This is a genomic window from Mesorhizobium sp. CO1-1-7 (assembly GCF_020164885.1).
In the GTDB taxonomy this organism is placed as follows: Bacteria; Pseudomonadota; Alphaproteobacteria; order Rhizobiales; family Rhizobiaceae; genus Mesorhizobium; species Mesorhizobium australicum.
This window is the reverse complement of record NZ_JAIUHA010000008.1, coordinates 317854-341485: the sequence shown is the minus strand read 5'-3', so window position 1 is coordinate 341485 and position 23632 is coordinate 317854. Positions and strand designations below refer to the sequence as shown.

The following is a 23632-nucleotide window of genomic DNA, read 5'->3' as shown; positions in this document are numbered from 1 at the left end:
GCCGCTTTTGTCGTGATATGGCTGGGGCATTCGCTTCGATGACGCTCCCCGTCCATTCCGGAGGATCTTTCGTGCCGCACTGGCTGCAACTGATGCTGGACTCGCTGCCCTCGCTGCTGTGGGCAGCGTTGATCTTTACCGTGCCGCTGACGTTGCTGTCCTTCGTGCTCGGCCTGACGGTAGGGCTGGGCGCGGCGCTCGGCAGGCTGTTCGGCCCGAAGCCGCTGGTGGCGCTCGTGCGCTTCTATGTCTGGATCTTCCGCGGCACGCCGCTCCTGGTGCAGCTCTTCCTGATCTTCTACGGCCTGCCGTCGGTCGGCATCCTGCTTGACGCCTTCACGGCGGCGCTGATCGGCTTCACGCTCAACATCGGGGCCTACACGTCGGAAATCATCCGGGCGGCCATCGGCTCGGTGCCCAAGGGCCAGTGGGAGGCCGCCTATTCGATCGGGATGACCTGGAGCCAGGCGATGCGGCGCACCATTCTGCCGCAAGCCGGACGGGTGGCGGTGCCGCCGCTCTCCAACACCTTCATCTCGCTGGTCAAGGACACGTCGCTGGCCGCCGCCATCACCGTGCCGGAAATGTTCCAGGCGGCGCAACGCATCGTCGCCACCACCTATGAGCCGCTCATCCTCTATGTCGAGGCGGCGATCCTCTATCTGGCGATGAGTTCGGTACTGTCGGCCTTGCAGACGCGACTGGAGGAGCGGCTCAACCGCTATGGCGGCTTCCTGGAGGCACGCTCATGATCAGCCTCACCAACATCGAAAAGCGTTTCGGCGACAATCTCGTGCTGAAGGGGGTGACTGTCGCCATCGCCGAAGGCAGCGTCACCGCGCTTGTCGGCCCTTCCGGCGGGGGGAAAAGCACGCTGCTGCGCTGCATCAACCTGCTGGAGATCCCAACTTCGGGCACGGTGCGGATCGGCGACGAGACGCTTGAGTTCCGCCCGGGCGGGAAGGTGCCGGCGGCGGACATAAGGCGTCTGCGCCTGCAGACCGGCATGGTGTTCCAGAATTTCCAGTTGTTTCCGCATCGCACCGCCATCGAAAATGTCATGGAAGGCTTGGTTACGGTGCTCAAATGGTCGCCGCAGAAGGCACATGAGCGGGCACTCGCGCTGCTGGAGAAGGTCGGCATGGTGCATAAGGCCGATGCCTGGCCGGCGACGCTGTCGGGCGGCCAGCAGCAGCGCGTGGCGATCGCCCGTGCGCTGGCGCCGTCGCCGAAGGTGCTGCTGTGCGACGAACCGACTTCGGCGCTCGACCCGGAGCTGGCGCAGGAGGTGGTCGATGTGCTGGGTCAGCTCGCCAGCGAGGGAACGACCATGGTGATGGCGACGCATGATTTGCGCCTGGCCTCCAAGATCGCCCAGGAGGCGGTGTTCCTCGACGCCGGCGTCATCGTCGAGCAGGGGGCATCCGCCAAGCTGTTCGGCAATCCGGAGCGCGAACGCACCAAGCGGTTTATCGCCACGCTGAAGCAGGAGGCGGCGGAGGAAGAGGGAGGCGCATAGGCGCGACAATCGCGGCCTTCCCCAAAAACAAAAACCCGGCGCGAGGCCGGGTTTTCGTCAACTTGAATGCGAAAAAGCTCAGGCAGCTTCTTCCTGCTCGGCTTCCTCATTGTCGGCCTTGGCGCCACGCTTGGGGCCTTTGTTGAGGTTGACCTCGATCAGGCGCACGGCTTCGGTTTCCGACATGCGGTTGACGGCCGCGATCTCGCGGGCCATGCGGTCGAGTGCCGCCTCGTAGAGCTGGCGTTCGGAATAGGACTGCTCCGGCTGGTTGTCGGCGCGATAGAGGTCGCGCACGACTTCCGAGATCGAGATCAGGTCGCCCGAATTGATCTTGGCATCATATTCCTGGGCGCGGCGCGACCACATGGTGCGCTTGACGCGGGCGCGGCCCTGCACGACCTTCAGCGCGCGCTCGACATAATCCTCTTCCGACAGCTTGCGCATGCCGATAGAGGTCGCCTTGGCGACCGGCACTTTCAGGCGCATCTTGTCCTTCTGGAAGTCGATGACGAACAGTTCCAGCTTGTGGCCGGCCACTTCCTGCTCGTCGATCGAGACGATCTGGCCGACGCCATGCGCCGGATAGACGATAAACTCGCCGGTCTTGAAACCGTGACGTGCAGCTGTGGACTTCTTCTGCGGGGTGATCGTTGCCATTACGCCCTGAACTCCTTGTTGTGGGCCGGCGGCGGTGCCGGCTGAACTCACGTGATCGGGGTCACCGATCATTAGCCGCACAACAGATGAACCCACCGGAAAAGCCGGGACCGGCAAACCGCAAGAATTGCGACCGCCTGGCCCAGATCGCTCTGGTCCGGAATGGGATTTTCACCTTTCAGTGATTTGGGGCGTCTGCGCCATAAATCGACGTTGTGTCACCGGCATGTTTCGCTGATGTAACACAAAAAGTCGGAAGAATCAAGGTTTTGCTGCGTAAGCGAAGGCCACAACCAATCGCCGCCTGTCAAGGCGGTTAATCCGGCGTGCCTGTTACGCTGCGTCATACAAGCCTTTACAGCGGTGTTGTCAATCGCCTTCGCCGGGCTCGGCGGAGAAGTATTTCTCGAATTTGCCGGCCTCGCCGTCGAAGCTCTTGGCGTCGGCCGGCGGCTCCTTCTTGGCGGTGATGTTGGGCCATTTATCGGCATATTCGGTGTTGATCTGCAGCCATTTGTCGAGGCCGGACTCGGTGTCGGGCTTGATCGCGTCGGCCGGGCATTCCGGCTCGCAGACGCCGCAGTCGATGCACTCGTCGGGATGGATGACGAGCATGTTCTCGCCTTCGTAGAAGCAGTCGACCGGACAGACCTCGATGCAGTCCATGTATTTGCATTTGATGCAGTTGTCGGTCACGACATAGGTCATCGGTCGGCTCCGGGACGTCCCGTTTTTGTTGGCTTTTTCCGTGAGGTAACGCCTTTATCGGCTGCTTGCAAGGGTAGCCATTCCCAGTGGCGCCAGAGTTTGGGAATTGAATTTCAGATCGGCGGTGCCGCGACGGTCCCGCATCCCTCACCGACGTTGGTTTGCCGGTGCAAAATCCGCTTTTGGTTGCCGTTGCCGCGGGAGCGCACATCTGCGTCGATCGGCAGGCTCAATCTTCGTCGCGCAATCGGTCGGTCTGGCGACGCTCTTTTTTGGTGGGGCGGCCGCTGCCTGCCTCGCGCAGCGCCGCGATAGCATCGGGCGGGGCGTCGCCCTTCAGTGCGGTCGGGGGCGACATGTCTTGATAAAGGGTGCGGGCTTCCTCGGACGGGCCACGCCGCGCGCCAGCGCCGAGCACCTTCCAGACGAAAATACGCCGGTCGAGCGTGATGGTCAGCACGTCGCCTGGCTTGACCAGATCGGAGGCCTGCGCTGCTTTGTCGCGATTGATGCGCACGCGGCCGGCGACCACCAATTTGGCCGCCAGCGAGCGCGATTTCACCGCGCGCGAGAAGAACAGCCATTTGTCGATGCGCTGACGGCCTTCAGCAACCATCGAAGCGAGTTTACTTCTTCAATTGGTCGCGCAAGGCGGCGAGTTTGGCGAAGGGCGAGTCCGGATCGAAACGCACCGGGCGCTCCTCGCGCGGCTTGGGCTGGAAAGCGGGCTTTCCGCCGCGATCGGCACCCTTGCCTTCCGGCCTGCCGCCCTTCCAGTCTGGCCGGCCTTCGCGGCGCTCGGGACGCTCGCCCTGCGGGCGGCCGTCGCGGCGCTCAGCGCCCTCAGCTTGCGGCTTGGGCTTGTACTTCGAGCGGTCGAAGCGCGGCTTTCCGGCGCCGTCGAGGCGCCCTTCGTGCGCGGAACGGTCCGCGGGCGCGGCTGTTGCCTGTTCGCCGCCGGCCGGCGCGTTGCTTCGGCCGCGCGCCTGTCCGTTTTGCGGCCGGTTGTTGCGGCCGTCGCGATGACGCGGACGCTGATCGAAGCGACCTTGGCGCCACAGCAGGATCGGCTTTGGCGCTTCGGCTTCCGGCACGGGTTCGCCGGCGGCTTCCGCCACGGCAGCCCATTCGGCGGCTTCCGTCGACGCGGAGGCTTCGACGGCGGGCTCCGCCGCTGCGGTTTCCTCCGTGGGTGCCGCGTCTACCTCGGCAGTTTCAGGTTCGGCCCGCGGCTCAACCGGCGCCGGCTCGGCGGCTTCAACAGCGGCTTCTACAGGTTCCTCCGCAACTTCAGCGGTGGCTTCCGCCTGCTCTTGCGCGACAGCTTCCACCGGCGCATCGGCGGCGACTTCGGCTGGAACCTCCGTCTCCACGTCGGTTGCGGCATCCGGCACCAGTTCAACTCCCTCGGCGGCCGGCGAAGCCGCCTCTTCCGCCGCCTTGGTTTGTTCCGCGCGGGCTGCTTCTTCGGCTGCCTGCCTGGCCGCGGCGGCTTCCCGCGCGGCATTGTCCTGCGCTTCCAGCCGTGCCTTGACTTCCGTGGCCGGCTTCGGCTCGGCGCGATAGCCAAGACCCTTGAGGATCTCTTCCATGTCGTCGGCGGTGGCGCCAAGGATCGACATCATCGGCGGCGTCACCATGAAGGACTGGCCGTCATAGGCGCCGTCCGGACGCTGGCCAAGGCCGGGCTTCCAGTTGGTCGCCGGGCGGATCAGGTCGGCCAGCCGCTCCAGAATGTCGATGCGCACGGCGCGGCGGCCGAGATTGCGGTAGCCAGCGAGCTTGTAGAAGGCCTTGTCGAAGGCCGGGTCGATGACAACAGAGGTGCGGCCCGACGCCAGCGCGTGGACGACGTCGCCGAAGCCTGGCTTGTCCTTGCCGTCGTTCTTCAACGCCCACAGCAGCGTCACCAGCCCGGCGGGTGCCGGCTTGATCAGCGCGGGCACGAACACGTGGTAGGCGCCGAAGCGGACGCCAAGCCGGCGCAGCGCCGCGCGGCCTTCCTGGTCCAAGGATTTCATCTCTTCGGCGATGTCACGACGGTTGATGAGGCCGAAATTCTCGACCAGCTGGAAAGCGATGCCACGGCCGATGCCGGAAATCTGCTCGGCGTTTTTCAGATCGACCAGCGGCTTCAACAACGACTCGATCTGGAAATTGACGAAGCGTTCGGCGCGCGCCGCGACCTTGTCGCGCGCCGGGCCCGTCAGCTGTTCGTCAGCCAGCAACACCAGGCGCGGCTTCAGCGCGTCTTCGCCCGAGACCAGCGTGCCTATCGGCGCGCCGATCCAGCGCAGCGTGCCGTCCGAACCGAGCGCGAGATCGCCATTGGCGCAGGCGCCGAAGCGCTCCGCGCGTGCCTCGAACTCGGCGGCAAGCGCCTTTTGCGCGGCAGTGCGCACGGCCTTGGCGTCTTCGCCGCCGGCGGTCTGGTCGGCGGTGAAGCGGAACCCTTGCAACTCGCCGACATGATGGCCTTCGACAAGGACGGTTCCGGTAGGACTGATTTCGGCTTCAGGCATGGTATTTTCTCTAAGGCGCCGCATGAGGACGGAAGTCCTGCGGTCTACGAAGCGTTTCGTCAACCGCTCATGCAGCGCATCCGACAATCTGTCTTCGATTTCGCGCGTCTTTTCCTGCCAGTGTGCCTGATCGGCCAGCCAGCCGGGCCGGTTCGACACGAATGTCCAGGTGCGGATCTGGGCGATGCGGTGCGACAGCGTGTCGATGTCGCCCTCGGTGGTGTCGGCGCGGCGCACCTGTTCGGCCATGTAGTTCTCGTCGACATGGCCCTGCCGGGCGAGGTCCATGTAGATCGAGGCGATGAGGTCGGCATGCTGGGCAGGCGCGATCTTGCGATAGTCGGGCAGGGCGCAGGCTTCCCACAGCAGCGCCACGCGCTTGGCGTTGGTGGCGAGCGCGCGGATGTCTTCGTCGCGGGAGAGATGTTCGAGCGCTTGCGCATCGACGGCCGGCAGCGCGCGTGTCAGGCCCTCGACCGGGGCGTTGGTCTCGATCGAGCGCTTCAGCGCATCGAGGCTGGCGAAATCGAATTGGGCGGTGCGCCACTGCAGCACCTTCACCGGGTCGAAGTCATGGCCCTCGATCTTCTGGACGAGGTCCTCGTCCAGCGGATCGACCTGGCCGGTGACGCCGAACGTGCCATCGCGCAGATGCCGGCCGGCGCGGCCGGCGATCTGGCCGAGCTCCGCCGCCGTCAGATTGCGGTACTGGTAGCCGTCGAACTTGCGGTTCTGGGCGAAGGCGACATGGTCGAGGTCGAGGTTGAGGCCCATGCCGATCGCGTCGGTGGCAATGAGATAGTCGACATCGCCCGACTGGAACAGCGCCACCTGGGCGTTGCGGGTGCGGGGCGACAGCGCCCCGAGCACGACGGCCGCACCACCCTGCTGGCGGCGGATGAGTTCGGCGATGGCATAGACCTCGTCGGCGGAGAAGGCGACGATCGCGGTGCGCCTGGGCAAGCGGGTCAGTTTCTTGGAGCCGGCATAGGCCAGATGCGACAGCCGCGGCCGCGTCACTACCGAGACGCCTTTCAGCAAGCGCTGCAGGATACCGTGCATGGTGGCGGCACCAAGCAGCAGCGTCTCCTGACGGCCGCGCAGATGCAGGATGCGATCGGTGAAGATATGGCCGCGTTCGAGGTCGCCGGCCAGTTGCACCTCGTCGATGGCAACAAAGGCGGCGTCGGTTTCACGCGGCATGGCTTCGACGGTGCAGACCGAATATCTGGCGCCCGGCGGCTGGATCTTCTCCTCGCCGGTGATCAGCGCCACTTTGTTGGCACCGACCTTTTCGCAGACGCGCGTGTAGACCTCGCGGGCCAGCAGCCTCAGCGGCAGGCCGATGACACCGGTTTCGTGCGCCACCATGCGCTCGATGGCGAGATGGGTCTTGCCGGTATTGGTCGGCCCAAGCACGGCGGTCACGTCGCGGCCCGACAGGATCAGCGGCTCGGTGTGTTTCGGCTGGATGTTCATCGGCTCGGAAATAAGGCTTTCTGGCCTCTCGTGGTCGGGAGCGTGCCAGGACGGCGCGTATGACAGCCGACACATAGGGATTTCGGGCGCGAAGCGAAAGCAGAATGTTCCGGCAGGGTTCCGGAGACGCCCGCCTCACTCCGCAAATCAGCCCCTGCTTAACAGTTGGAACGAGTCTGGAACGAATCAGCGACGAATCGGCGACGAATCGGCGACTCCGTAAGATTCAGCTTTTGTTCACGGCTAGATATGGATTTCGTGACCAAGAGTCTCACCACATGCTGAATCACCGAACTGGCCCGTTTTATGCTGGGCGGGTCCTGCCGTTAACTTTCGCCGGGAACGATGAGGGCGATTCGGTGCGCGCCCGTTAAACTTATGAAACTGTTAATCTTTCTAAACTCGACGTTAAAGAATAGCAGCTTATCCCAGCCATTAATCTTAACATTGGGCTCAAAGCCGGAACGAATCGGCGACAAAGCAGCGCCGGCCGTATTTTCTCTTTTTGTTCCCTCAATATCTTGTCTTGTGAACAGCTTATCCACCGAGAATCCACAGGCTTAATCACAGGGTTCGCGCAGACGCGCCTACCGGCATTAACCTTTGCGTGCCGGATTGGGGCATTGCGTCACAGCGGCGTCTTCCAAGAGTCAGGCGCCATTTGGAAGCGGACCGATTTTCCGGTCCGCTTATCGCAGGGCACGCATGGATCCGCAGCGTTGGACTGCGCGAGCAGACGTCTCAGACGAAGTATTGGCCGCCATTGGCGGTGAGGGTCGAGCCGGTGATGAAGCCGGCATCTTGCGAAGCGAGGAAGACCACGCAGCGCGCGATCTCTTCCGGTTCGCCAAGGCGGCCGACCGGAATTTGCGGGATGATGCGCTCGTTGAGCACCTTTTCGTCGATTGCCTTGACCATCTCGGTGGCGATGTAGCCAGGGCAGATGACGTTGACGGTGATGCCCGCGCGGGCACCTTCCTGGGCGAGCGCCTTCGAGAAGCCGATGTCGCCGGCCTTGGCGGCGGAGTAATTGACCTGACCGGCCTGGCCCTTCTGGCCGTTGATCGAGGAGATGGTGATGACGCGGCCGAACTTGCGGTCGCGCATGCCGCCCCACAACGGATGGGTCATGTTGAAGACACCGGACAGATTGGTATCGATCACCTCTTTCCACTGCTCGCGGGTGATCTTGTGGAACATGGCGTCGCGGGTGATGCCGGCATTGTTGACCAGCACCGAGACAGGGCCGAGGTCGGCCTCGACTTGTTTGATACCGGCCGCGCAAGCGTCATAGTCGGCGACCGACCATTTGTAGACCGGAATGCCGGTCTGCGCCTTGAACTTCGCCGCCGCCTCGTCGTTGCCGGCGTAGTTCGCGGCAACCGAATAGCCGGCGTTCTTCAAAGCGATCGAGATCGCCGCGCCGATGCCACGCGATCCACCCGTGACGATTGCAACCTTGGTCATGCATTTCCCCTTTTTGAAATTGCCCTGTTGTCGGGCTTGGCAGGCACTGGATTTGCTACAGGCACCACATGTGAAACGGGCGGCTTGCGCCGCCCGTCCAAAGTCTATCAGAAAGCCTCCACGCACATGGCGACGCCCATGCCGCCGCCGATGCATAGGGTGGCCAGTCCCTTCTTGGCGCCGCGCCGGCGCATTTCGAAGACCAGCGTGTTGAAGATGCGGGCGCCCGAGGCGCCGATCGGGTGGCCGATGGCGATGGCGCCGCCATTGACGTTGACGATCGAGGGGTCCCAGCCCATGTCCTTGTTGACGGCGCAGGCCTGTGCGGCGAACGCCTCGTTGGCCTCGACAAGGTCGAGATCCCCTGCCGACCAACCGGCCCGTTCCAAGGCCTTGCGTGAAGCGGGAATGGGTCCGGTGCCCATGATCGCCGGATCGACGCCGGCGGTCGCCCAGGAGGCGATGCGCGCCAGCGGGGTGATGCCACGCCTTGCGGCTTCCGCTTCGCTCATCAGCAGCGCGCCGGCGGCACCGTCATTGATGCCGGAGGCATTGGCGGCGGTCACCGTGCCATCCTTGTCGAAGGCCGGCTTCAGCTTGGTCATGGCATCGATCGTGGCGCCGTGGCGGATGTATTCGTCCTGATCGACAACCGTATCGCCCTTCTTGCCCTTGATGGTGAAGGCGACGATCTCGTCCTTGAACTTGCCCGCCTTCTGCGCGGCCTCGGCCTTGTTCTGCGAGGCCAGTGCGAACTGGTCCTGGTCGTCGCGGGTGATCTGGAACTGGCGGGCGACGTTCTCGGCGGTGTTGCCCATGTGGTAGCCATTGAAGGCGTCCCACAGCCCGTCCTTGATCATGGTGTCGATCATCTTGTAGTCGCCCATCTTGACGCCGGCGCGCAGGTGCTCGGCGTGCGGCGACAGCGACATCGATTCCTGGCCGCCGGCAATGATCACCTTGGCGTCGCCGGTGGCGATCTGCTGCATGCCGAGCGCGATGGCGCGCAGGCCCGAACCGCAAACCTGGTTGAGGCCCCAGGCGGTGGTCTCCTTGGGCAGTCCGGCAAGGATCGAGGCCTGGCGGGCCGGGTTCTGGCCTTGCGCCGCGGTCAGCACCTGGCCGAGGATGACCTCGTCGATCTCGGCCGGTTCGACCCCGGCACGCGCCAAAAGTTCCTGCACGACGACGGCGCCGAGCTCATGCGCGGGCGTGGCGGCGAAGGCGCCGTTGAAGGAGCCTACAGCCGTGCGCGCGGCGCTGGCAATGACAATGGAAGCGGACATTTTCTTCTCCAGACTTCAAGGGTGTTGTTGTGCCGTTGAGGACTTTTTTGCCCTTTCCCAACCCCAAGTCAAACCGGAAATCGGCATGGCGCCGATGCGCCGCAAGCGGGCCGCGCATCGCGGTGTCGGCGGTCCGGTCGCTGCCGCGCAGCATATTTTGCCTGCTATGCAGCATTATGTGATCCCGCAGTGCACAAACTGCTTGGAATTATGAGGCTTTTGCGCATATCCTCGAAAAAGGCGCAATCGTTACCGGCTGCTTACTCAGGCGCGCCGGTGTCCGGGGAGGATGCAGATGGCCGCAAAAGACGACCCTATCATTATCAAGAAATACGCCAATCGCCGCCTCTATAATACGGGGACGAGTACGTATGTGACGCTCGAGGATCTGGCCGAGATGGTCAAGAAGGGCGAGGAGTTCACCGTCCAGGACGCCAAGACCGGCGACGACATCACGCATCCGGTGCTGACCCAGATCATCTTCGAGCTGGAGAACAAGGACGGGCAGAACATGCTGCCGATCCCGTTCCTGCGCCAGCTGATCGCCTTCTACGGCGACCAGATGCAAATGATCGTGCCGAGTTTCCTCGAGCAATCGATGATCGCCTTTTCCAAGGAACAAGAGCGGTTCCGCGAGCAGATGAAGGGCGCCATCGGCAAGTCGCCACTGGACGTTATGAAAATGGCGACACCGATCAAGGCGCTGGAAGAACAGACGCGCCGAAACATGGAAATGTTCCAGAACGCGATGCGGCTGTTCACGCCTTTTCCGCCCGCGGGCCCGGCACCGGCAGCGGCCCCCGCCGAGCCGGCCAGGAAGGACGCGCCGGAGAAGTCCGACGATCTGCAGCAGTTGAAGGACCAGATCGCGGCCATGCAGCGCAAGCTCGACACGATGTCATGAGCGCATAGCGCTCACGCGATTTACGGCAGCAATCCCTCATAGCGGCCGCGCGGCCGGATGATGCTGCCGCTCACGATCTGTTCGACCAGATGTGCCGCCCAGCCGACGCTGCGTCCAAGCGCGAAGAGGTGGAACGGTGCATCGCGCGGCAAGCCAAGGCTGCGCGCCAGCACGGCCAAGGCAAAATCGATATTCGGTTGGGCGCCGGTCGCCGCCATGGCGGCGGTTTCCAGCGACCGCAATGTTTCATCGGTGTTGTCGAAGGCCGCCAGAAGCGCCGTGGCCCGGGGATCGCCCTCGGGATAGAGCTGGTGGCCGAATCCCGGCAGTGGCCGGTCGTGGCCAAGCCAGCGCCGGATCGCGGCATCGGCACCATGCCGTCCCGCGTCTTCGGCGAGTTGCATTACCGCTTCGCCGGCGCCGCCGTGGCGGGGACCTGACAGTGTCGCCAGGCCGGCCAGCAGACAAGCGGCGGGCGAGGCTCCGGTCGAGGCGGCGACGCGGGCCGCGAAGGTCGACGCATTGAGTTCGTGATCGGCAAGCAGCACAAGCGCACGCCGGATCGCATCCGCGCCTTCATCGTCCACCGACCAGCCCCGCGCCAATCGCTGGTGCACCGGTTCCGGCCCCGCCTCGGCACCGAGAGCGCTGGCCAGCACACCGATCGCGCGTGCGGCATCAGTGCACAGCGAGGCAGCATTTCGTCCAAGCGAAGACCGCGCCTGGCCGGCAAGCAAAGCGAGTTGCACGAACGCCTGGGCGCGGCCGGTCGGGCGCGGCGCATCTGGTGGCGATGCTTCGAAATGGACCGGGCCGGACAGAGCCCAGAGCAGTCCAGCGGTTTCTTCCAGCGTGGCATGGTCGGACAGCGCAACGGCATTCCGGCCCCGATAGATGAGGTTGCCGTGCCAGACGGTCGAAATCGCGGTGACGAGCGACGGCTCCCCCCAGGCGATCGCGCTTTCGGCGATGGCCGAGGGGCTGCGCCCGCGCGCCCTTCGCGTTGCCAGCGCCGCGATGTCGTCGGCGCGGTACTGGCTGCGGCGCGGATCGGCCCGATCCGGGCGCATGCCGATGCGACCGCGGCTGACATAGGCATAGAGCGTCTGCGGCCTCACCCGGAGCCTTTCCAGCGCCTCTTCCCGCGACAACCATTCGGACATGTCGAGCTCAGATATTGATTCTATTGATCAAGATTGATGCTTATGGCGCCCATCCTTATCTCCCACCAGGAAAAGCTTCAAGGAGACAAGGCCATGGCGAACGGGCTCGATGATGTGGTGGCGGCCGAAACCGTGCTGTCCGACGTGGATGGCCTGGGCGGCCGCCTGACGATCCGAGGTCATTCGCTTGTGGACTTGGCTGGACGATGGAGTTACGCCCGGGTCGTCCGCCTGCTGCTGGACGGCTTTTTCGACGATCTGCCCGGTGACGCCGAACTGGCGGCAAGGTTGGGCGAGGCACGCGTCGAGGTCTTCGACCGGCTCGCGCCTTCGCTGCGCCTGCTGGCGCCACTCGAAATCTACAGCGCCATGCGCGCTGGCATGGCCTTGCTGCCGGATGGCGAAACGCTGGCGGACGCCTTGCGGCTGATCGCTGCGCCGGCGGTGCTGACGCCGGCCCTGCTGCGCCTGCGGCGCGGCGAGCAGCCGATCGCACCCGACGGCAAGGCGGATCATGCCACCGACATGTTGCGGATGCTCAGGGGATCGGTCCCGTCGCCGGCATTGGCAAACGCGCTCGACACCTATCTGGTGACCGTTTGCGATCATGGCCTCAATGCCTCGACCTTCGCCACCCGCGTCGTCGCTTCGACGCTGGCGGGCCTGACATCGTCGGTGCTAGCCGGGCTTGGCGCGCTCAAGGGGCCGCTGCATGGCGGCGCGCCCGGCCCGGTCATCGAGATGCTCGACGCCATCGCCGCGCATGGCGATGCGGCCACCTGGCTGCGCGACGAGATCGCGCATGGCGAACGCATCATGGGCTTCGGTCACCGCATCTACCGCGTGCGCGATCCGCGTGCCGATGTCCTGAAAGCGGTGGTGCGCAAGCTTGGCGGTGAGGGCGACACCGGCAGGCGGCTGGCTTTCGCCGAGACGGTCGAGCAAACCGCGCTCGACGTGCTCCGGGTCGCCAAGCCGCAGCGTTCGCTGCAGACCAATGTCGAATTCTACACCGCACTGGTGCTGGAAGCGGCAGGGTTTCCGCCCGAGGCGTTCAGCAATGTCTTCGCAGCCGGGCGCGTTGCCGGCTGGGTCGCGCACGCGCGCGAGCAGCAGACCACCGGACGGCTGATCCGTCCGCAGTCACGCTATATCGGGCCTGTGCCGGACCTCGTCGCCTAGCGCCCATTTGCCTGGCTTCATGCCTGTTTCGAAAGCCGCGGTCTCTCCGCATGCAGCGATTGGCTTTCGCATGACCGAAATTTCATGTGATCACGCGAGCGTGTTCGTGTTCTTGCCTTGGTCCATTCTTATATGCTGCACTGCAACATAAGCTGGCGATAGCTGCTTCCTTCGAACGATGTCGGGGCAGGCCGGCGAATCAGGATGACAGGAACGCCATGACGAAGAACGGCAAGGCGGAGGAAAAGAAGAAGATCAATATCGCTCTCCAGGGCGGCGGCTCGCATGGCGCCTTTTCCTGGGGCGTGCTCGATCGGCTGCTGGAGGATGGCAGGCTGGAGATATCGGCGGTGTCCGGTACCAGTGCCGGCGCGATGAACGCGGTGGCGCTGGCTGACGGTTTTGTCAGAGGCGGGGTCGAGGGCGCGCGCAAGAAGCTGGACGATTTCTGGCGCGCGGTGGCGGCGAAGGGACGGTTCAGCCCGGTGCAACGCATGCCGTGGGATGTCGCCTGGGGCAATTGGTCGATCGAGAACACGCCGGGCTATGTCTTCTTCGACACCATGTCGCGGGTATTCTCGCCCTATGTCGCCAACCCGCTCGGCCTCAATCCGCTGCGCGACGTCGTCGCGCGGGAGATCGATTTCGGGAATGTCCATGCCTGCAAGCCGATGGAACTGTTCATCTCCGCCACCAATGTCGAGACAGGGCAGTTGCGAGTGTTTTCCGATGGCGAGATCGATCTCGACACAGTGATGGCCTCGGCCTGCCTGCCGCAATTGTTCCGTGCTGTCGAGATCAAGGGCGTGCCCTATTGGGATGGTGGCTATGGCGGCAATCCGGCGCTCTATCCATTCTTCAAGACGGCGGCGACCGAGGACGTGCTTCTGGTGCAGATCAACCCGGTGGTGCGCGAGGGAACACCGAGAAGCGCCAACGAGATCCAGAACCGCATCGACGAGATCACCTTCAATGCCGGGCTGCTGCGCGAATTCCGCTCGATCGCCTTCGTCAAGGAACTGATCGCCGCCGGGCGTCTGCCGCATGGCGAATACCGGGACATCCGCATGCACCGCATCGATGCCGACGAGGCGTTCAAGGGCCTGTCGGCATCCTCGAAGGTCAATGCCGAATGGGCCTTCCTGACCTATCTGCGCGACCTCGGCCGCACCGCCGCCAGCGACTGGCTTGAAGAGAATTACGCTGCCGTCGGCAAGCATGCCACGCTCGATCTCTCGGGCGAACTCGACGACGGTTTCAAGCCGGTCCGCGGTCCAGCACCGGGCCGTCGCGTGAAGGAGTTTCTCGCCGTTCGCAAGAATCCGGAGGCAGAGCGCCGTCGGGCCTGAGCCCGCCGGCGGCATGGCGGGGTCTCCGCAGCAGCGCGTAGTCCAGCGCTGCTGGCGTGACAGCAACCTTGGCGTGCGGAAGAGCCGTCATCATGCTGACGCCTGTTGCCACCAACGGTCAGATGACGCCGGGCGGAAGACGTCCGAAGGGATCGGGCGCAATGCTCGACCCGAATTGCGAATGGGACGAAACACACCCGGTGTTCCCGCACCTGTCTCGTGCCGAGCCCTATGTCGCGCGTATCGCGACGCGATGGTCCAAGGCGTAAGAATGCGGGCGCGTTGAGTTTTTCAGCATCAGGTTCGACCTCGGGGCCTTGGCGGCGGCAAACCTGACCTGAAAGGTTGCCGTGCCTTTTTTCGAACAATTCCAGCCGTTTAGTCGAGTGTTATGGTGTCTCGACCATTGCCCCTCGCCGATCACACTGACGCGGATCGTCGGTTTGTGCCTGCACTTCGATCGGCGACGCAATGCGGATCGCGGCTATATTTCGGAGACGGCCGGACGGGCCTGTGGCGAGCCGCGCTGGTCTCCGGTGGACGATGTTTCAGAGCCGGATCGTGAGCCGGCGGCCGGCTTCACCAAGTAGCCTGGCAAGTGACGAAGTACCGTTTCATGGCGGCCACACCTTGTTCGGCTACGCAATGCTGCTGCAACTTTGGGGCTATATTGCGATGCAACTTTGATGTAGAAGCGCGCTCGCCGATCACGGCAATTTGAACACGGTCGAGCGCGCACCCATATCGGCGACGCGCCCGCGTCATCAGACGCGGTGCTGGCCGAACCCGCAGTGGAAAAATGACGATGCCTAAAATCAGGTTTCACAAGCTTGCAGCCATTGTTGTGCTCATCGGTTTCGCGGCGTGGATGGCGACAGGCGAGTTCTCGTCGGTCGGCAGCGTAGCGGCGAACAAGGCCAAGGCAGCCGAAGCCGAGCAGGGCAAGACGCCGGACGCGAGCAAGCCGAAGACGGCGGAAGCCGAACCGAAGGCCCCGCTGCGTACCGTCGCTGTGGTGACGCCGCCGCGAAAGACCTATGCGCGCGCCATCCGCATTTCCGGGCTGACCGAAGCCGACAAGCGCGCGGTGCTGGCAACCCGCGTCGCCGGCGTCATCGACAAGCTGCCGGTCAAGCAGGGCGACCACGTCAAGACCGGCGACCTGGTGCTGATGCTCGCCGCCGAGGAAAAGATCTCGATGGTCGACAACGCCAAGCAGCTTGTGGCGCAGCGCAAGGCCGAACTCGACGCCGCCGAGCGTCTGGCCAAGACAGGCAATTTGCCGAAGCTGCAGCTCGACACCGCCCGCTCCAACCTGACCCAGGCGCAATCCCAGCTGGACACCGCACAGGCCGAGCTCGACCGCAACGAAGTGAAGGCACCGTTCGATGGCGTCATCGACCGGGTGCCGGTGGAACTCGGCAGCTCCGTCATGCAGGGCGGCGAGGTGGCGACGATCCTCAAGCTCGACCCGGTGATCGCGCGCGGCGAAATCAGCGAGCGCGACCTCGGCTATCTCAAGATCGGCGACAAGGCCAGCGTTCGGCTGGTCAGCGGCCAGACCGTCGAAGGCACCGTGCGCTATATCAGCCGCGACGCCTCGTCGGCGACCCGCACCTTCCGTGTCGAGATTGCCATCCCCAATGCCGATGGCTCGGTGCCGGCCGGCATGACGGCCGAAATCCGGCTCAGCGCGCTGCCGACCGACGCGGTGCTTTTGCCGCGCTCGGTGGTGACGCTCGGCGACAAGGGCGACCTCGGCATCCGCGCCGTCGGAAACGACAACAAGGTGGCGTTCTTCCCGATCGATTTGGTCGACGATACGCCGACCGGTCTCGTGCTTGGCGGCATCCCGGCCGATGCGCGCATCATCGTTGCCGGCCAGGAACTGGTGAAGGAAGGCGACGAGGTCCATCCGGTCGAGGCCGATCAGGCGACCATCAAAAAACTGATCGGCGAAGCCACCGCCGGGACGCAGTAGCGCATGGGCGCCGGCGCCGGGCCTTGTCCGGCGACAGCATGTCCGTTCGCCACTCCCGAAAGCAACAGCAGGCATAAGTCATGGATATCGTCAGACTCGCAATCAACAATGCCCGCCTGACCATCTCGGTCCTGGTCTTCCTGCTGATTGCAGGCTGGGTCGCCTATCAATCGACACCGAAGGAAGCGGAACCCGACGTTCCGATTCCGATGATGTATGTCAGCCTGATCTATCAAGGCATTTCGCCGGAGGATTCCGAGCGTCTTCTGCTGCGGCCGATGGAAAGCAAGTTGAAAAGCCTGAAGGGCCTCAAGGAGATGCGCTCGGCCGCCTTCCAGGGCGGCGGCTACGTTCTGGTCGAGTTCCAGCCGCAGACGAACCTGGCGACGGCACTGCAGGACACACGCTCCAAGGTGCAGGACGGCAAGGCCGACCTGCCGCAGGCGGCCGAGGAGCCTGTCGTCACGGAGGTCAACATTTCCGAATTTCCGGTGCTCGTCGTCACGCTGTCCGGCGAATTGCCCGAACGCGTGCTGGCGGCCGCGGCGCGCGAACTGCGTGATCGCATCGAGGAAGTGCCCGGCGTGCTCGAAGGCTCGTTGCAGGGCTCGCGCGACGATCTGGTCGAGGTCGTCATCGATCCGATGAAGCTGTCGTCCTATGGCCTGCAGCTCGACCAGCTGATCGGCGCGGTCGGTGCTTCCAACAGCCTGGTCGCCGCCGGCAACATCGAGGGCTCTGAAGGCAAATATGCCGTCAAGGTGCCGTCGCTGATCGAGACACCCGAGGATGTGGCGGCACTTCCCGTGGTCGCCGGGCCCAATGCCGTGGTGCAGGCCAAGGACATCGCGACGATACGCTCGACCTTCGCCGACGCGACGACAATCACGCGCCTCAACGGCAAGCCGGCCATCGCCATCGAAGTCAAGAAGCGCATCGGCGCCAATCTGATCGATACGCTGACCAAGGTCAGGGAGGTGTCCGATGCCTTCGTCAAGACCATGCCCGAGGGCATGCACGTCACCTACACGCAGGACAAGTCGGTCTTCGTCAACCAGCTGCTGGGGGACTTGCAGAACCATGTGATGATCGCCGTCATCCTGGTGTTCATCGTCATCCTCTACGCGCTGTCCGGCCGTGCCTCGCTGCTGATTGGCCTGGCCATTCCGTCGTCCTTCCTAATCGGTATCCTGCTGCTTGCCATGATGGGCTACACGATCAACATGATCGTGCTGTTCAGCCTCATCTTGGCTGTCGGCATGCTGGTCGACGACGCCATCATCGTCACCGAGTTCGCCGAACGAAGGATGAGCGAAGGCATGCCGAAGCAGGAAGCCTTCGCGCTTGCCGCCAAGCGCATGGCCGGCCCGGTCATCGCCGCGACGATGACGCGTATCGCCGCCTTCTCGCCGCTGTTGTTCTGGCCCGGCATCATCGGCGATTTCATGAAGTACATGCCGATCACGCTGATCGTCACGCTGTCGGCCTCGATGCTCTATGCGCTGGTCTTCGCGCCGACGCTGGGCGCTATATTCGCCAAGGCGCCGCAGCATCAAGAGGATGGCAATCGCGACGGCTGGTACATGGCTGTCGTCAAGCAGGCGGTGCGCTTTCCCATCACCGTGATGGTGCTCACCGTCGTCTTGCTGACCGGTATTTTCGTTGGCTATTCAAAGTACGGTGCCGGCGTCGAGTTTTTCCCGAGCGTCGAACCTGACTACGGCCTGCTTTACGTGCATGCCCGCGGCAACCTTTCGCTGGCCGAAATGGATACGGCGACCAAGATCGCCGAGAGCCGGTTGCTCGGGTGGCCTGGCGTGAAGTCGGTCTACACCCGCGTCGGCAAGACGCAGGGCGGCGGCCAGGACGTGCCCGAGGACGTCGTCGGCGTCATCCAGTACGAATTCATCGACTGGCGCGAACGCAAGTCCGCCAACCAGATCCTAAGCGATCTGCGCGGCGTGATGGCCGGCATTCCCGGGGTCGACGTGGAGGTGCGCGTGCCGGAAGCCGGTCCGCCGACCGGCAAACCGATCCAGATCAGGCTATCGGCCGTCGATCCAGCCGGCCTCGACGACAAGGCGCGCGCCGTCGCGGCGCGTATCGCCAAGGTGCCGGGCGTCATCGATATTTCCGATGGCCTGCCGCCGCCCGGCGTCGACTGGGCTCTCGAGGTCGACCGCGCCAAGGCCGCGCAATACGGCATCAGCCCGACTTCGGTCGGCACCGTGGTGCAGCTGGTGACGAACGGACTGAAGCTCTCCGAATACCGGCCTGCTGGTGCCGATGACGCCGTCGACATCCGCCTGCGTCTTCCGGAAGACCGGCGCACGCTGTCGACGCTGGACGAGCTCAGGGTGCAGACCTCGCAAGGGTCGGTGCCGATCTCAAACTTCGTCGTGCGCAAACCCGAGCCGACGGTCGGCATCCTCAACCGCATCGACGGTGCCCGAACCGTGGTGGTGCAGGCCAATGTTGCCGCCGGCCAACAGGTCGCGGCAGTCCAGCAGCAGGTCACTCGGGCCGTCACCGATATGAATCTGGGCAGCGGAATACGCTGGAAGCTCGCCGGATCGAACGAGGACAGCGCGGAAGCCAGCGCCTTCCTCAGCAAGGCCTTCGGCGCGGCGATCTTCCTGATCTTCCTGGTGCTGCTGGCGCAGTTCAACAAGTTCACCAGCGTATGGCTGGTGCTGTCCTGCGTGGTCATGGCGACAATCGGCGTGTTCCTTGGACTGCTGATCACGGGCGAGACGTTCGGCATCGTCATGTCGGGCATTGGCGTCATCGCGCTGGCCGGCGTGGTGGTGAACAACAACATCGTGTTGATCGACACCTACGACCGGTTGCGTGAGGAGGGCTGGGACAAGATGGACGCGGTGCTGCAGACCTGCCGCGAGCGTGCGCGACCGGTTGTGCTGACGGCGGTGTCGGCGATTCTCGGCGTGCTGCCGATCGCCTTCGGCCTTGGGCTCGAAATCTTCCATCACGAGACGACGATCAATGCGCCGTCGACGCAATGGTGGATTTCGCTGTCCTCGGCGATCGTCTTCGGCCTGTCCTTCGCCACCATTCTGACGCTGGTCGTGACGCCGTCGATGCTGATGGTGTTCACCCGCGCCAAGATCAAACCCGGCGCGCGACGCGGCTTAATCAGCCGTCTCTTCCGGCGCGGCAAGGGCGAGATCTCGTCCCAAGGGCCTCTGGCAGATGTCGGCGCCGAGCCGGCAGTCAGCTTCCCGAAGGCGGCGGAATAGAGCGTTTCGCAGGCCAAGCAACAAAGGCCGTCCGGGAACAACCGGGCGGCCTTTTGCATTGTTCCCTCGAATGCAACCAGACGGCGAGGGCTCAAAATGACGATCAGCACACTTCTCGTTATCATCCTGATCCTGATCCTGATCGGCGCTGTGCCGGCATGGCCGCACTCGCGCTCTTGGGGCTACGGACCATCGGGCATTGTCGGCGTCATACTGGTCGTGGTGCTGATCCTGCTTGTGCTGGGCAGGATCTGACCGGCAACGATCCGCCGTCGGACCCTTACCGAGCGCAGCTGTTCTCACCTGCCAGCAAGCTCGATCAGGCGGCCTGGCGACGGGCGGGCGCGACGGCGATGCCGATATCCTGCAAGGCTTTGTTCACCGCCTGATCGAGCGGCGTATGCGGGATTTCGCCGATGATGCCTGCCAGCCGCGTCGAGATCAGCCGGTGCGGCTCGAAGCGCAGGTATGACATCGAGACGATCTCGCGCCACATCGCCACGAACGGGCTGCCGGCGCGCAGCACCCACCAAGGCATGGAAGTCATCTTGAGTTGATGGCCGACGGCGTTCTCGGCGGCCACCTTGATCTCGAGATCGGTGACGGCATGGCCCGGAAAGTTCAGCGCCTCATAGAAGCCGAGCTTGTCGAGATTGCGGGCCAGCGCGACGAAACCGACGGCGAAATCCGGCAAATAGGCCCATTCATGCACGAGGTCGGCCGGACCGGGCGCGGTGTAGATGCCCTTGTTGATCTTGGCGGCGACGATCAGGTCAAACCAGGAGCCACTGCCGGTGCCGCCGAAGAAATCGCCGGCCCGCAGAACAATGGTGCGCACCCGTCTGGCCTCGGCCTCACGGCGGAACAGATCCTCCATGGCACAGCGGATGCGGCCCTTCTCGGTCGTCGGATGGAACGGCGTGTCTTCCGTGATCACCGCCGGCATGGGCGAGCCGTAATTGTAGACCGTGCCGGGGAAGAGATGCTGCGCATCGTTGGCATGGCAGGCGGCCATGACATTTTCGGCCATTGGCAGGCATTTGCCCCAGTCGGTGTAGATCGGGTTGAGGCCGTTGAAGATGATGTCGACGCCCTCGGTGGCCTGGATCAGCGATTGACGGTCCAGCGCATCGCCGGCAACCGCCGTGGCGCCCTCGAGCTCGGCCGGCACCATGCCGGTACGGGTGACGGCGCGGACGTCGAAGCCGGCGTCGATGAAGGCCTTGGCAACCACGCGACCGAGCCGGCCATTGGCGCCGAGAATTGCGATCTTGGTCATTCTTCGTCTCCTTATTCGTTTTCAAGTGCGGGATTTGCCTAGAAGCGACGGGACGAGCCCGCCGCTTCTGGATTTTCGAGGACCACCGTTCAGCGGCTGCCGAAGAGGTCGCGGTTGCTGCCCTGGACGACAGGCTTCTGATTGGTCGCCTCGGATTTGCTGATCGACGAGGTGGTCACATTGTCGGTGGTGGCGACGGTCTGGCTGGCATTGTCCGAGCCAAACTTGTCGCTGCCGGCGAAAGCCGTGTTGGCGGCGATGAAGAGGGCGGCGGTTGCGAGTGCGATCTTGGTCATTTGGATTGCTCCTGGTTGGTTGTTGCAGTCCGTGTTTGCAGGGTGAATATGATTGCTTCATCAATGAATTAAAATTGACTATGAATGCAGTTTCGATATTCATTATTGAATGGACGACATTGACTGGAACCTGATCAAGAGCTTTGTCACCGTGGCGGAAACCGGCAGCCTGTCGGCCGCGGCGCGAAAGCTGTCGGCAAGCCAGCCGACGCTTGGCCGTCACATCGGGGAGTTGGAACAGGCGCTCGGCGTCACGCTTTTCCGGCGCGGGCGAAGCGGCTATGCGCTGACCGAAGCGGGAGCCACGCTGTTCGAGCGCGGCAAGACGGTGAGCGAGCAGGCAAGCGCCTTTTCACGGCTCGCGCTGGGTTCGGTCGAGGCGATCGAAGGCACTGTGCGCATCGCGGCCAGTGAGGTGGTAGCGGCCTATGTGCTGCCCGACATGATGGCGCGGCTCGGCATCGACGAGCCCGGCATCGAGGTCGAGATCGTTGCCTCGAACCAGGTCGAAAACCTGCTGCGCAGGGATGCCGACATTGCCATCCGCATGGTCAAGCCGGCGCAGAACGAACTGGTGGCGCGCAAGGTCTGCGATATCGAACTCTGCGCCTGCGCGGCCATATCCTATCTCGACAGGTGCGGGCGCCCGCTGGGGCCGGCCGACCTCGTCAATCACGCCCTGATCGGCTTCGATCGCAGCGACGAGATGATCCGGGCCTTTTCCCGGTATGGCATCCCGGTCACCCGAAACAGCTTTCGTTTCAGGGCCGACAATCAGATCGTGCTCTGGGAAGCGGTGCGGGCGGGAAACGGCATTGGTCTTGGCCAGGAGCCGCTGGCAGACCTCGATCCGCTGGTGGAGAAGGTGTTGCCCGGCCTGCCCTTGCCTGCCCTGCCGGTATGGCTGGCCATGCATCGCGACGTGCGCACCAGCGTGCGCATCCGCCGCGTGGCTGATTTTCTCCACGAGGAATTGAAGCACTATTCGGCGGGCGCGGCATCCGGAGCGAATTCGGCGCGGTGAGCCAATCCGGCCATCAGCAAGACGACGATCAGCAGAGCCGACATGGCGATGAAGATCGGGCCGAAACTGGAATGCTCGGCGACGAAGCCGATCGCAGACGGCGCCACCAGAATGCCGGAATAGCCCATGGTGGTGACGACGCTCATGCCGGTGCCCGAGGACATGCCCTCCTGGTTGCCGCCGGCCGAAAAGATGATCGGCACCATGTTGGCGATGCCGAAGCCGCAAAGCGCAAAGGCTGATATGGCGAGCCAAGCCGAAGGCGACAGGCCGGCGATCAGCATGCCGGCGGCCGCGACGATGGCCGAGCCGCGCAGTGTCATCACCGCGCCGAAGCGGTTGCGGACGCCATCGCCGAAAAAGCGCATGATCGCCATGACGCCGGAGAAAGCCGCATAGGCAAGACCGGCGACGGCGAGGTCGGCGCCGAGTTCCTGCCGCAGATACAGCGCCGCCCAATCGAGCACCGCGCCCTCTGAAATCATCGTCAGCAGGGCCATCAGGCCGATGAGATAGACCAATGGGTTTGCCGGCAGAGAGAATTTATGATGCTCGGCCGCCTGCGGCTTGTTCTCGGCCACGATGTGGGGCACCGCCGCCGCGATTGCCGCGAAGGCAAGCGCGGTCACCACCGCGGCATGGGCGAGGTGGCCATAGGTCTGGATGGCGAAGCCGCCGAGGGCGCCGCCGGCGAAACCGCCGAGGCTCCAGAAGCCGTGCGACGAGGACATGATGGCACGCCCCAGCCGCCGTTCCACCACCACCGCATTGGCATTCATGGCGACATCCATGCCGCCGATCGAGCCGCCGAATATGAACATGGCGATGGCTGCCAGCGGCACGTTGGGCGCCAGCGCCACCACCAGCAGGCCGAGGCTGCCGCACAGGCCGAACCAGCGCAGCACGGTGCGCGAGCCGTGTTTGGAGATCAGGTGGCCGCACCATGTCATGGCGGTGACCGCGCCGGCGCCGAACAAAAGGATCAGCAGGCCGAGCGTGAATTTCGAGATGTCCAGCCGGGTCAGGAAGACAGGAATCTGCGGCGCCCAGCTGCCGGTCAGGAAACCATTGGCGAGGAAAATGGCCGCCACGGCCCATCGCCCGCGAATGGCAGTCTGCAGGGCGTTCGAAGCGTTCATGGGACGAATCCGGTCGGAAAATGGCTTTGCGCGGCAAATTAGATCGATTCAATTTCCAGTCAAGCGCCGTTGTGGGAAAGCATTTGGGCCAAACGGACTCAGTGATCCTTGGGGCGCCGCGCTTCGAATTCCGCCTTCTTGGCGTCCGAAGCCTCTGTCTGGTTGAGCGCCTGCCATTGCGCATAGGGCATGCCGTAGACGATCTCGCGCGATTGGTCCTTGTCGAGTTCGACGCCTTCGGCATTGGCTGCTTCGCGGTACCAGTTCGACAGGCAGTTGCGGCAGAAGCCGGCGAGGTTCATCAGATCGATGTTCTGCACGTCGCCCCGTTCACGCAAATGCTCGACCAGTCGCCGAAAGGCGGCGGCCTCGAAGTCGCGCTTCTGTTCGTCGCTGAGTTCGGTCATCGAAACCTCC

The 23632-nt window shown here is 63.9% G+C and carries 23 protein-coding genes; 11 read left to right on the top strand and 12 right to left on the bottom strand.

The window, feature by feature from the left end; genetic code table 11:
* Positions 1–71: 71 nt before the first annotated feature.
* Both LB516_RS19945 and LB516_RS19940 read left to right on the top strand, forming a co-directional pair.
* Positions 72–752 (top strand): amino acid ABC transporter permease, encoded by a 681-nt coding sequence (locus tag LB516_RS19945; RefSeq protein ID WP_027141826.1) that lies wholly within the window; start codon positions 72–74, stop codon positions 750–752.
* On the top strand, positions 749–1519 hold the full coding sequence (locus LB516_RS19940) for an amino acid ABC transporter ATP-binding protein (RefSeq protein WP_015315300.1): 771 nt from the start codon (positions 749–751) through the stop codon (positions 1517–1519). The genes LB516_RS19945 and LB516_RS19940 overlap by 4 nt, the downstream gene beginning before the upstream one ends.
* A 78-nt stretch (positions 1520–1597) precedes the next feature.
* Here LB516_RS19940 and LB516_RS19935 read toward each other — a convergent pair whose 3' ends face one another.
* The 7 genes from LB516_RS19935 to LB516_RS19905 all read right to left on the bottom strand — a co-directional run bounded on the left by LB516_RS19935 (position 1598) and on the right by LB516_RS19905 (position 9641).
* Positions 1598–2179: a CarD family transcriptional regulator gene (locus LB516_RS19935; RefSeq protein ID WP_015315301.1), complete on the bottom strand. Its 582-nt coding sequence runs from the start codon at positions 2177–2179 to the stop codon at positions 1598–1600.
* Between the two features lie 369 nt (positions 2180–2548).
* Entirely contained in the window at positions 2549–2887 is a 339-nt protein-coding gene (gene fdxA, locus LB516_RS19930; protein WP_015315302.1) for a ferredoxin FdxA, read from the bottom strand.
* Positions 2888–3116: 229 nt separating this feature from the next.
* Positions 3117–3503 (bottom strand): RNA-binding S4 domain-containing protein, encoded by a 387-nt coding sequence (locus LB516_RS19925; RefSeq protein WP_224526687.1) that lies wholly within the window; start codon positions 3501–3503, stop codon positions 3117–3119.
* A 10-nt stretch (positions 3504–3513) separates the two neighbouring features.
* Complete coding sequence (locus LB516_RS19920; RefSeq protein ID WP_224720235.1) at positions 3514–6888, bottom strand: helicase-related protein; 3375 nt, start codon at positions 6886–6888, stop codon at positions 3514–3516.
* A gap of 326 nt (positions 6889–7214) precedes the next feature.
* Positions 7215–7433: a hypothetical protein gene (locus LB516_RS19915; RefSeq protein ID WP_140720034.1), complete on the bottom strand. Its 219-nt coding sequence runs from the start codon at positions 7431–7433 to the stop codon at positions 7215–7217.
* 196 nt (positions 7434–7629) lie between these two features.
* Complete coding sequence (gene phbB / locus LB516_RS19910; protein ID WP_015315305.1) at positions 7630–8355, bottom strand: acetoacetyl-CoA reductase; 726 nt, start codon at positions 8353–8355, stop codon at positions 7630–7632.
* Between the two features lie 107 nt (positions 8356–8462).
* Positions 8463–9641 carry an acetyl-CoA C-acetyltransferase gene (locus LB516_RS19905; protein WP_015315306.1) on the bottom strand — a complete coding sequence of 393 codons (1179 nt, stop codon included), beginning with the start codon at positions 9639–9641 and terminating at the stop codon, positions 8463–8465.
* On the opposite strand from LB516_RS19905, the gene LB516_RS19900 reads away from it, so the two are divergent.
* Together LB516_RS19900 and phaR are read left to right on the top strand one after the other, a co-directional pair.
* On the top strand, positions 9628–9855 hold the full coding sequence (locus LB516_RS19900) for a hypothetical protein (protein WP_140662680.1): 228 nt from the start codon (positions 9628–9630) through the stop codon (positions 9853–9855). The genes LB516_RS19905 and LB516_RS19900 overlap by 14 nt on opposite strands.
* A gap of 81 nt (positions 9856–9936) precedes the next feature.
* Positions 9937–10545, top strand: a complete 609-nt coding sequence (gene phaR / locus LB516_RS19895; protein WP_140662681.1) for a polyhydroxyalkanoate synthesis repressor PhaR — start codon at positions 9937–9939, stop codon at positions 10543–10545.
* 20 nt (positions 10546–10565) lie between these two features.
* On the opposite strand, the gene LB516_RS19890 is transcribed toward phaR, so the two are convergent.
* The gene (locus LB516_RS19890; RefSeq protein WP_224720234.1) at positions 10566–11708 is read right to left on the bottom strand and encodes a citrate synthase; all 1143 of its coding nucleotides are present in this window, start codon (positions 11706–11708) and stop codon (positions 10566–10568) included.
* A 93-nt stretch (positions 11709–11801) separates the two neighbouring features.
* Between LB516_RS19890 and LB516_RS19885 the strand changes: the two genes are divergently transcribed.
* The 6 genes from LB516_RS19885 (at position 11802) to LB516_RS19860 (ending at position 19732) form a co-directional block, all read left to right on the top strand.
* A complete protein-coding gene (locus LB516_RS19885) occupies positions 11802–12890 on the top strand; it encodes a citrate synthase/methylcitrate synthase (protein ID WP_224720233.1) in 1089 nt (362 codons plus the stop codon).
* A gap of 218 nt (positions 12891–13108) precedes the next feature.
* The gene (locus tag LB516_RS19880; RefSeq protein ID WP_140616664.1) at positions 13109–14239 is read left to right on the top strand and encodes a patatin-like phospholipase family protein; all 1131 of its coding nucleotides are present in this window, start codon (positions 13109–13111) and stop codon (positions 14237–14239) included.
* Between the two features lie 92 nt (positions 14240–14331).
* The gene (locus LB516_RS19875; RefSeq protein ID WP_181171150.1) at positions 14332–14508 is read left to right on the top strand and encodes a hypothetical protein; all 177 of its coding nucleotides are present in this window, start codon (positions 14332–14334) and stop codon (positions 14506–14508) included.
* 536 nt (positions 14509–15044) lie between these two features.
* Entirely contained in the window at positions 15045–16220 is a 1176-nt protein-coding gene (locus LB516_RS19870) for an efflux RND transporter periplasmic adaptor subunit (RefSeq protein ID WP_224720232.1), read from the top strand.
* 80 nt (positions 16221–16300) lie between these two features.
* Positions 16301–19477, top strand: a complete 3177-nt coding sequence (locus LB516_RS19865; protein ID WP_224720231.1) for an efflux RND transporter permease subunit — start codon at positions 16301–16303, stop codon at positions 19475–19477.
* 96 nt (positions 19478–19573) lie between these two features.
* Positions 19574–19732, top strand: a complete 159-nt coding sequence (locus tag LB516_RS19860) for a DUF3309 family protein (RefSeq protein ID WP_015315312.1) — start codon at positions 19574–19576, stop codon at positions 19730–19732.
* A gap of 64 nt (positions 19733–19796) precedes the next feature.
* On the opposite strand, the gene LB516_RS19855 is transcribed toward LB516_RS19860, so the two are convergent.
* Both LB516_RS19855 and LB516_RS19850 read right to left on the bottom strand, forming a co-directional pair.
* On the bottom strand, positions 19797–20756 hold the full coding sequence (locus LB516_RS19855; RefSeq protein ID WP_015315313.1) for an SDR family oxidoreductase: 960 nt from the start codon (positions 20754–20756) through the stop codon (positions 19797–19799).
* A gap of 89 nt (positions 20757–20845) precedes the next feature.
* A complete protein-coding gene (locus tag LB516_RS19850; RefSeq protein ID WP_015315314.1) occupies positions 20846–21052 on the bottom strand; it encodes a DUF680 domain-containing protein in 207 nt (68 codons plus the stop codon).
* Between the two features lie 109 nt (positions 21053–21161).
* Between LB516_RS19850 and LB516_RS19845 the strand changes: the two genes are divergently transcribed.
* Positions 21162–22076, top strand: a complete 915-nt coding sequence (locus LB516_RS19845) for a LysR family transcriptional regulator (protein ID WP_224720230.1) — start codon at positions 21162–21164, stop codon at positions 22074–22076.
* On the opposite strand, the gene LB516_RS19840 is transcribed toward LB516_RS19845, so the two are convergent.
* Positions 22034–23215 carry an MFS transporter gene (locus tag LB516_RS19840; RefSeq protein ID WP_224720229.1) on the bottom strand — a complete coding sequence of 394 codons (1182 nt, stop codon included), beginning with the start codon at positions 23213–23215 and terminating at the stop codon, positions 22034–22036. The two genes, LB516_RS19845 and LB516_RS19840, sit on opposite strands and share 43 nt — an antisense overlap.
* Before the next feature lie 98 nt (positions 23216–23313).
* On the bottom strand, positions 23314–23622 hold the full coding sequence (locus LB516_RS19835; RefSeq protein ID WP_224720228.1) for a DUF1244 domain-containing protein: 309 nt from the start codon (positions 23620–23622) through the stop codon (positions 23314–23316).
* Positions 23623–23632: the final 10 nt, after the last annotated feature.

Excerpts from the sequence above, each read along its gene's own strand:
- LB516_RS19935 (WP_015315301.1), bottom strand. The coding sequence starts at position 2,179 with ATGGCAACGATCACCCCGCAGAAGAAGTCCACAGCTGCACGTCACGGT.
- fdxA (WP_015315302.1), bottom strand. The coding sequence starts at position 2,887 with ATGACCTATGTCGTGACCGACAACTGCATCAAATGCAAATACATGGAC.
- LB516_RS19870 (WP_224720232.1), top strand. The coding sequence starts at position 15,045 with ATGCCTAAAATCAGGTTTCACAAGCTTGCAGCCATTGTTGTGCTCATC.
- LB516_RS19860 (WP_015315312.1), top strand. The coding sequence starts at position 19,574 with ATGACGATCAGCACACTTCTCGTTATCATCCTGATCCTGATCCTGATC.
- LB516_RS19940 (WP_015315300.1), top strand. The coding sequence starts at position 749 with ATGATCAGCCTCACCAACATCGAAAAGCGTTTCGGCGACAATCTCGTG.
- LB516_RS19850 (WP_015315314.1), bottom strand. The coding sequence starts at position 21,052 with ATGACCAAGATCGCACTCGCAACCGCCGCCCTCTTCATCGCCGCCAAC.
- LB516_RS19840 (WP_224720229.1), bottom strand. The coding sequence starts at position 23,215 with ATGAACGCTTCGAACGCCCTGCAGACTGCCATTCGCGGGCGATGGGCC.
- phaR (WP_140662681.1), top strand. The coding sequence starts at position 9,937 with ATGGCCGCAAAAGACGACCCTATCATTATCAAGAAATACGCCAATCGC.
- LB516_RS19855 (WP_015315313.1), bottom strand. The coding sequence starts at position 20,756 with ATGACCAAGATCGCAATTCTCGGCGCCAATGGCCGGCTCGGTCGCGTG.
- LB516_RS19865 (WP_224720231.1), top strand. The coding sequence starts at position 16,301 with ATGGATATCGTCAGACTCGCAATCAACAATGCCCGCCTGACCATCTCG.
- LB516_RS19835 (WP_224720228.1), bottom strand. The coding sequence starts at position 23,622 with ATGACCGAACTCAGCGACGAACAGAAGCGCGACTTCGAGGCCGCCGCC.
- LB516_RS19905 (WP_015315306.1), bottom strand. The coding sequence starts at position 9,641 with ATGTCCGCTTCCATTGTCATTGCCAGCGCCGCGCGCACGGCTGTAGGC.
- LB516_RS19925 (WP_224526687.1), bottom strand. The coding sequence starts at position 3,503 with ATGGTTGCTGAAGGCCGTCAGCGCATCGACAAATGGCTGTTCTTCTCG.
- LB516_RS19875 (WP_181171150.1), top strand. The coding sequence starts at position 14,332 with ATGCTGACGCCTGTTGCCACCAACGGTCAGATGACGCCGGGCGGAAGA.
- LB516_RS19885 (WP_224720233.1), top strand. The coding sequence starts at position 11,802 with ATGGCGAACGGGCTCGATGATGTGGTGGCGGCCGAAACCGTGCTGTCC.
- LB516_RS19900 (WP_140662680.1), top strand. The coding sequence starts at position 9,628 with ATGGAAGCGGACATTTTCTTCTCCAGACTTCAAGGGTGTTGTTGTGCC.
- LB516_RS19845 (WP_224720230.1), top strand. The coding sequence starts at position 21,162 with ATGGACGACATTGACTGGAACCTGATCAAGAGCTTTGTCACCGTGGCG.
- LB516_RS19890 (WP_224720234.1), bottom strand. The coding sequence starts at position 11,708 with ATGTCCGAATGGTTGTCGCGGGAAGAGGCGCTGGAAAGGCTCCGGGTG.
- phbB (WP_015315305.1), bottom strand. The coding sequence starts at position 8,355 with ATGACCAAGGTTGCAATCGTCACGGGTGGATCGCGTGGCATCGGCGCG.
- LB516_RS19920 (WP_224720235.1), bottom strand. The coding sequence starts at position 6,888 with ATGAACATCCAGCCGAAACACACCGAGCCGCTGATCCTGTCGGGCCGC.
- LB516_RS19880 (WP_140616664.1), top strand. The coding sequence starts at position 13,109 with ATGACGAAGAACGGCAAGGCGGAGGAAAAGAAGAAGATCAATATCGCT.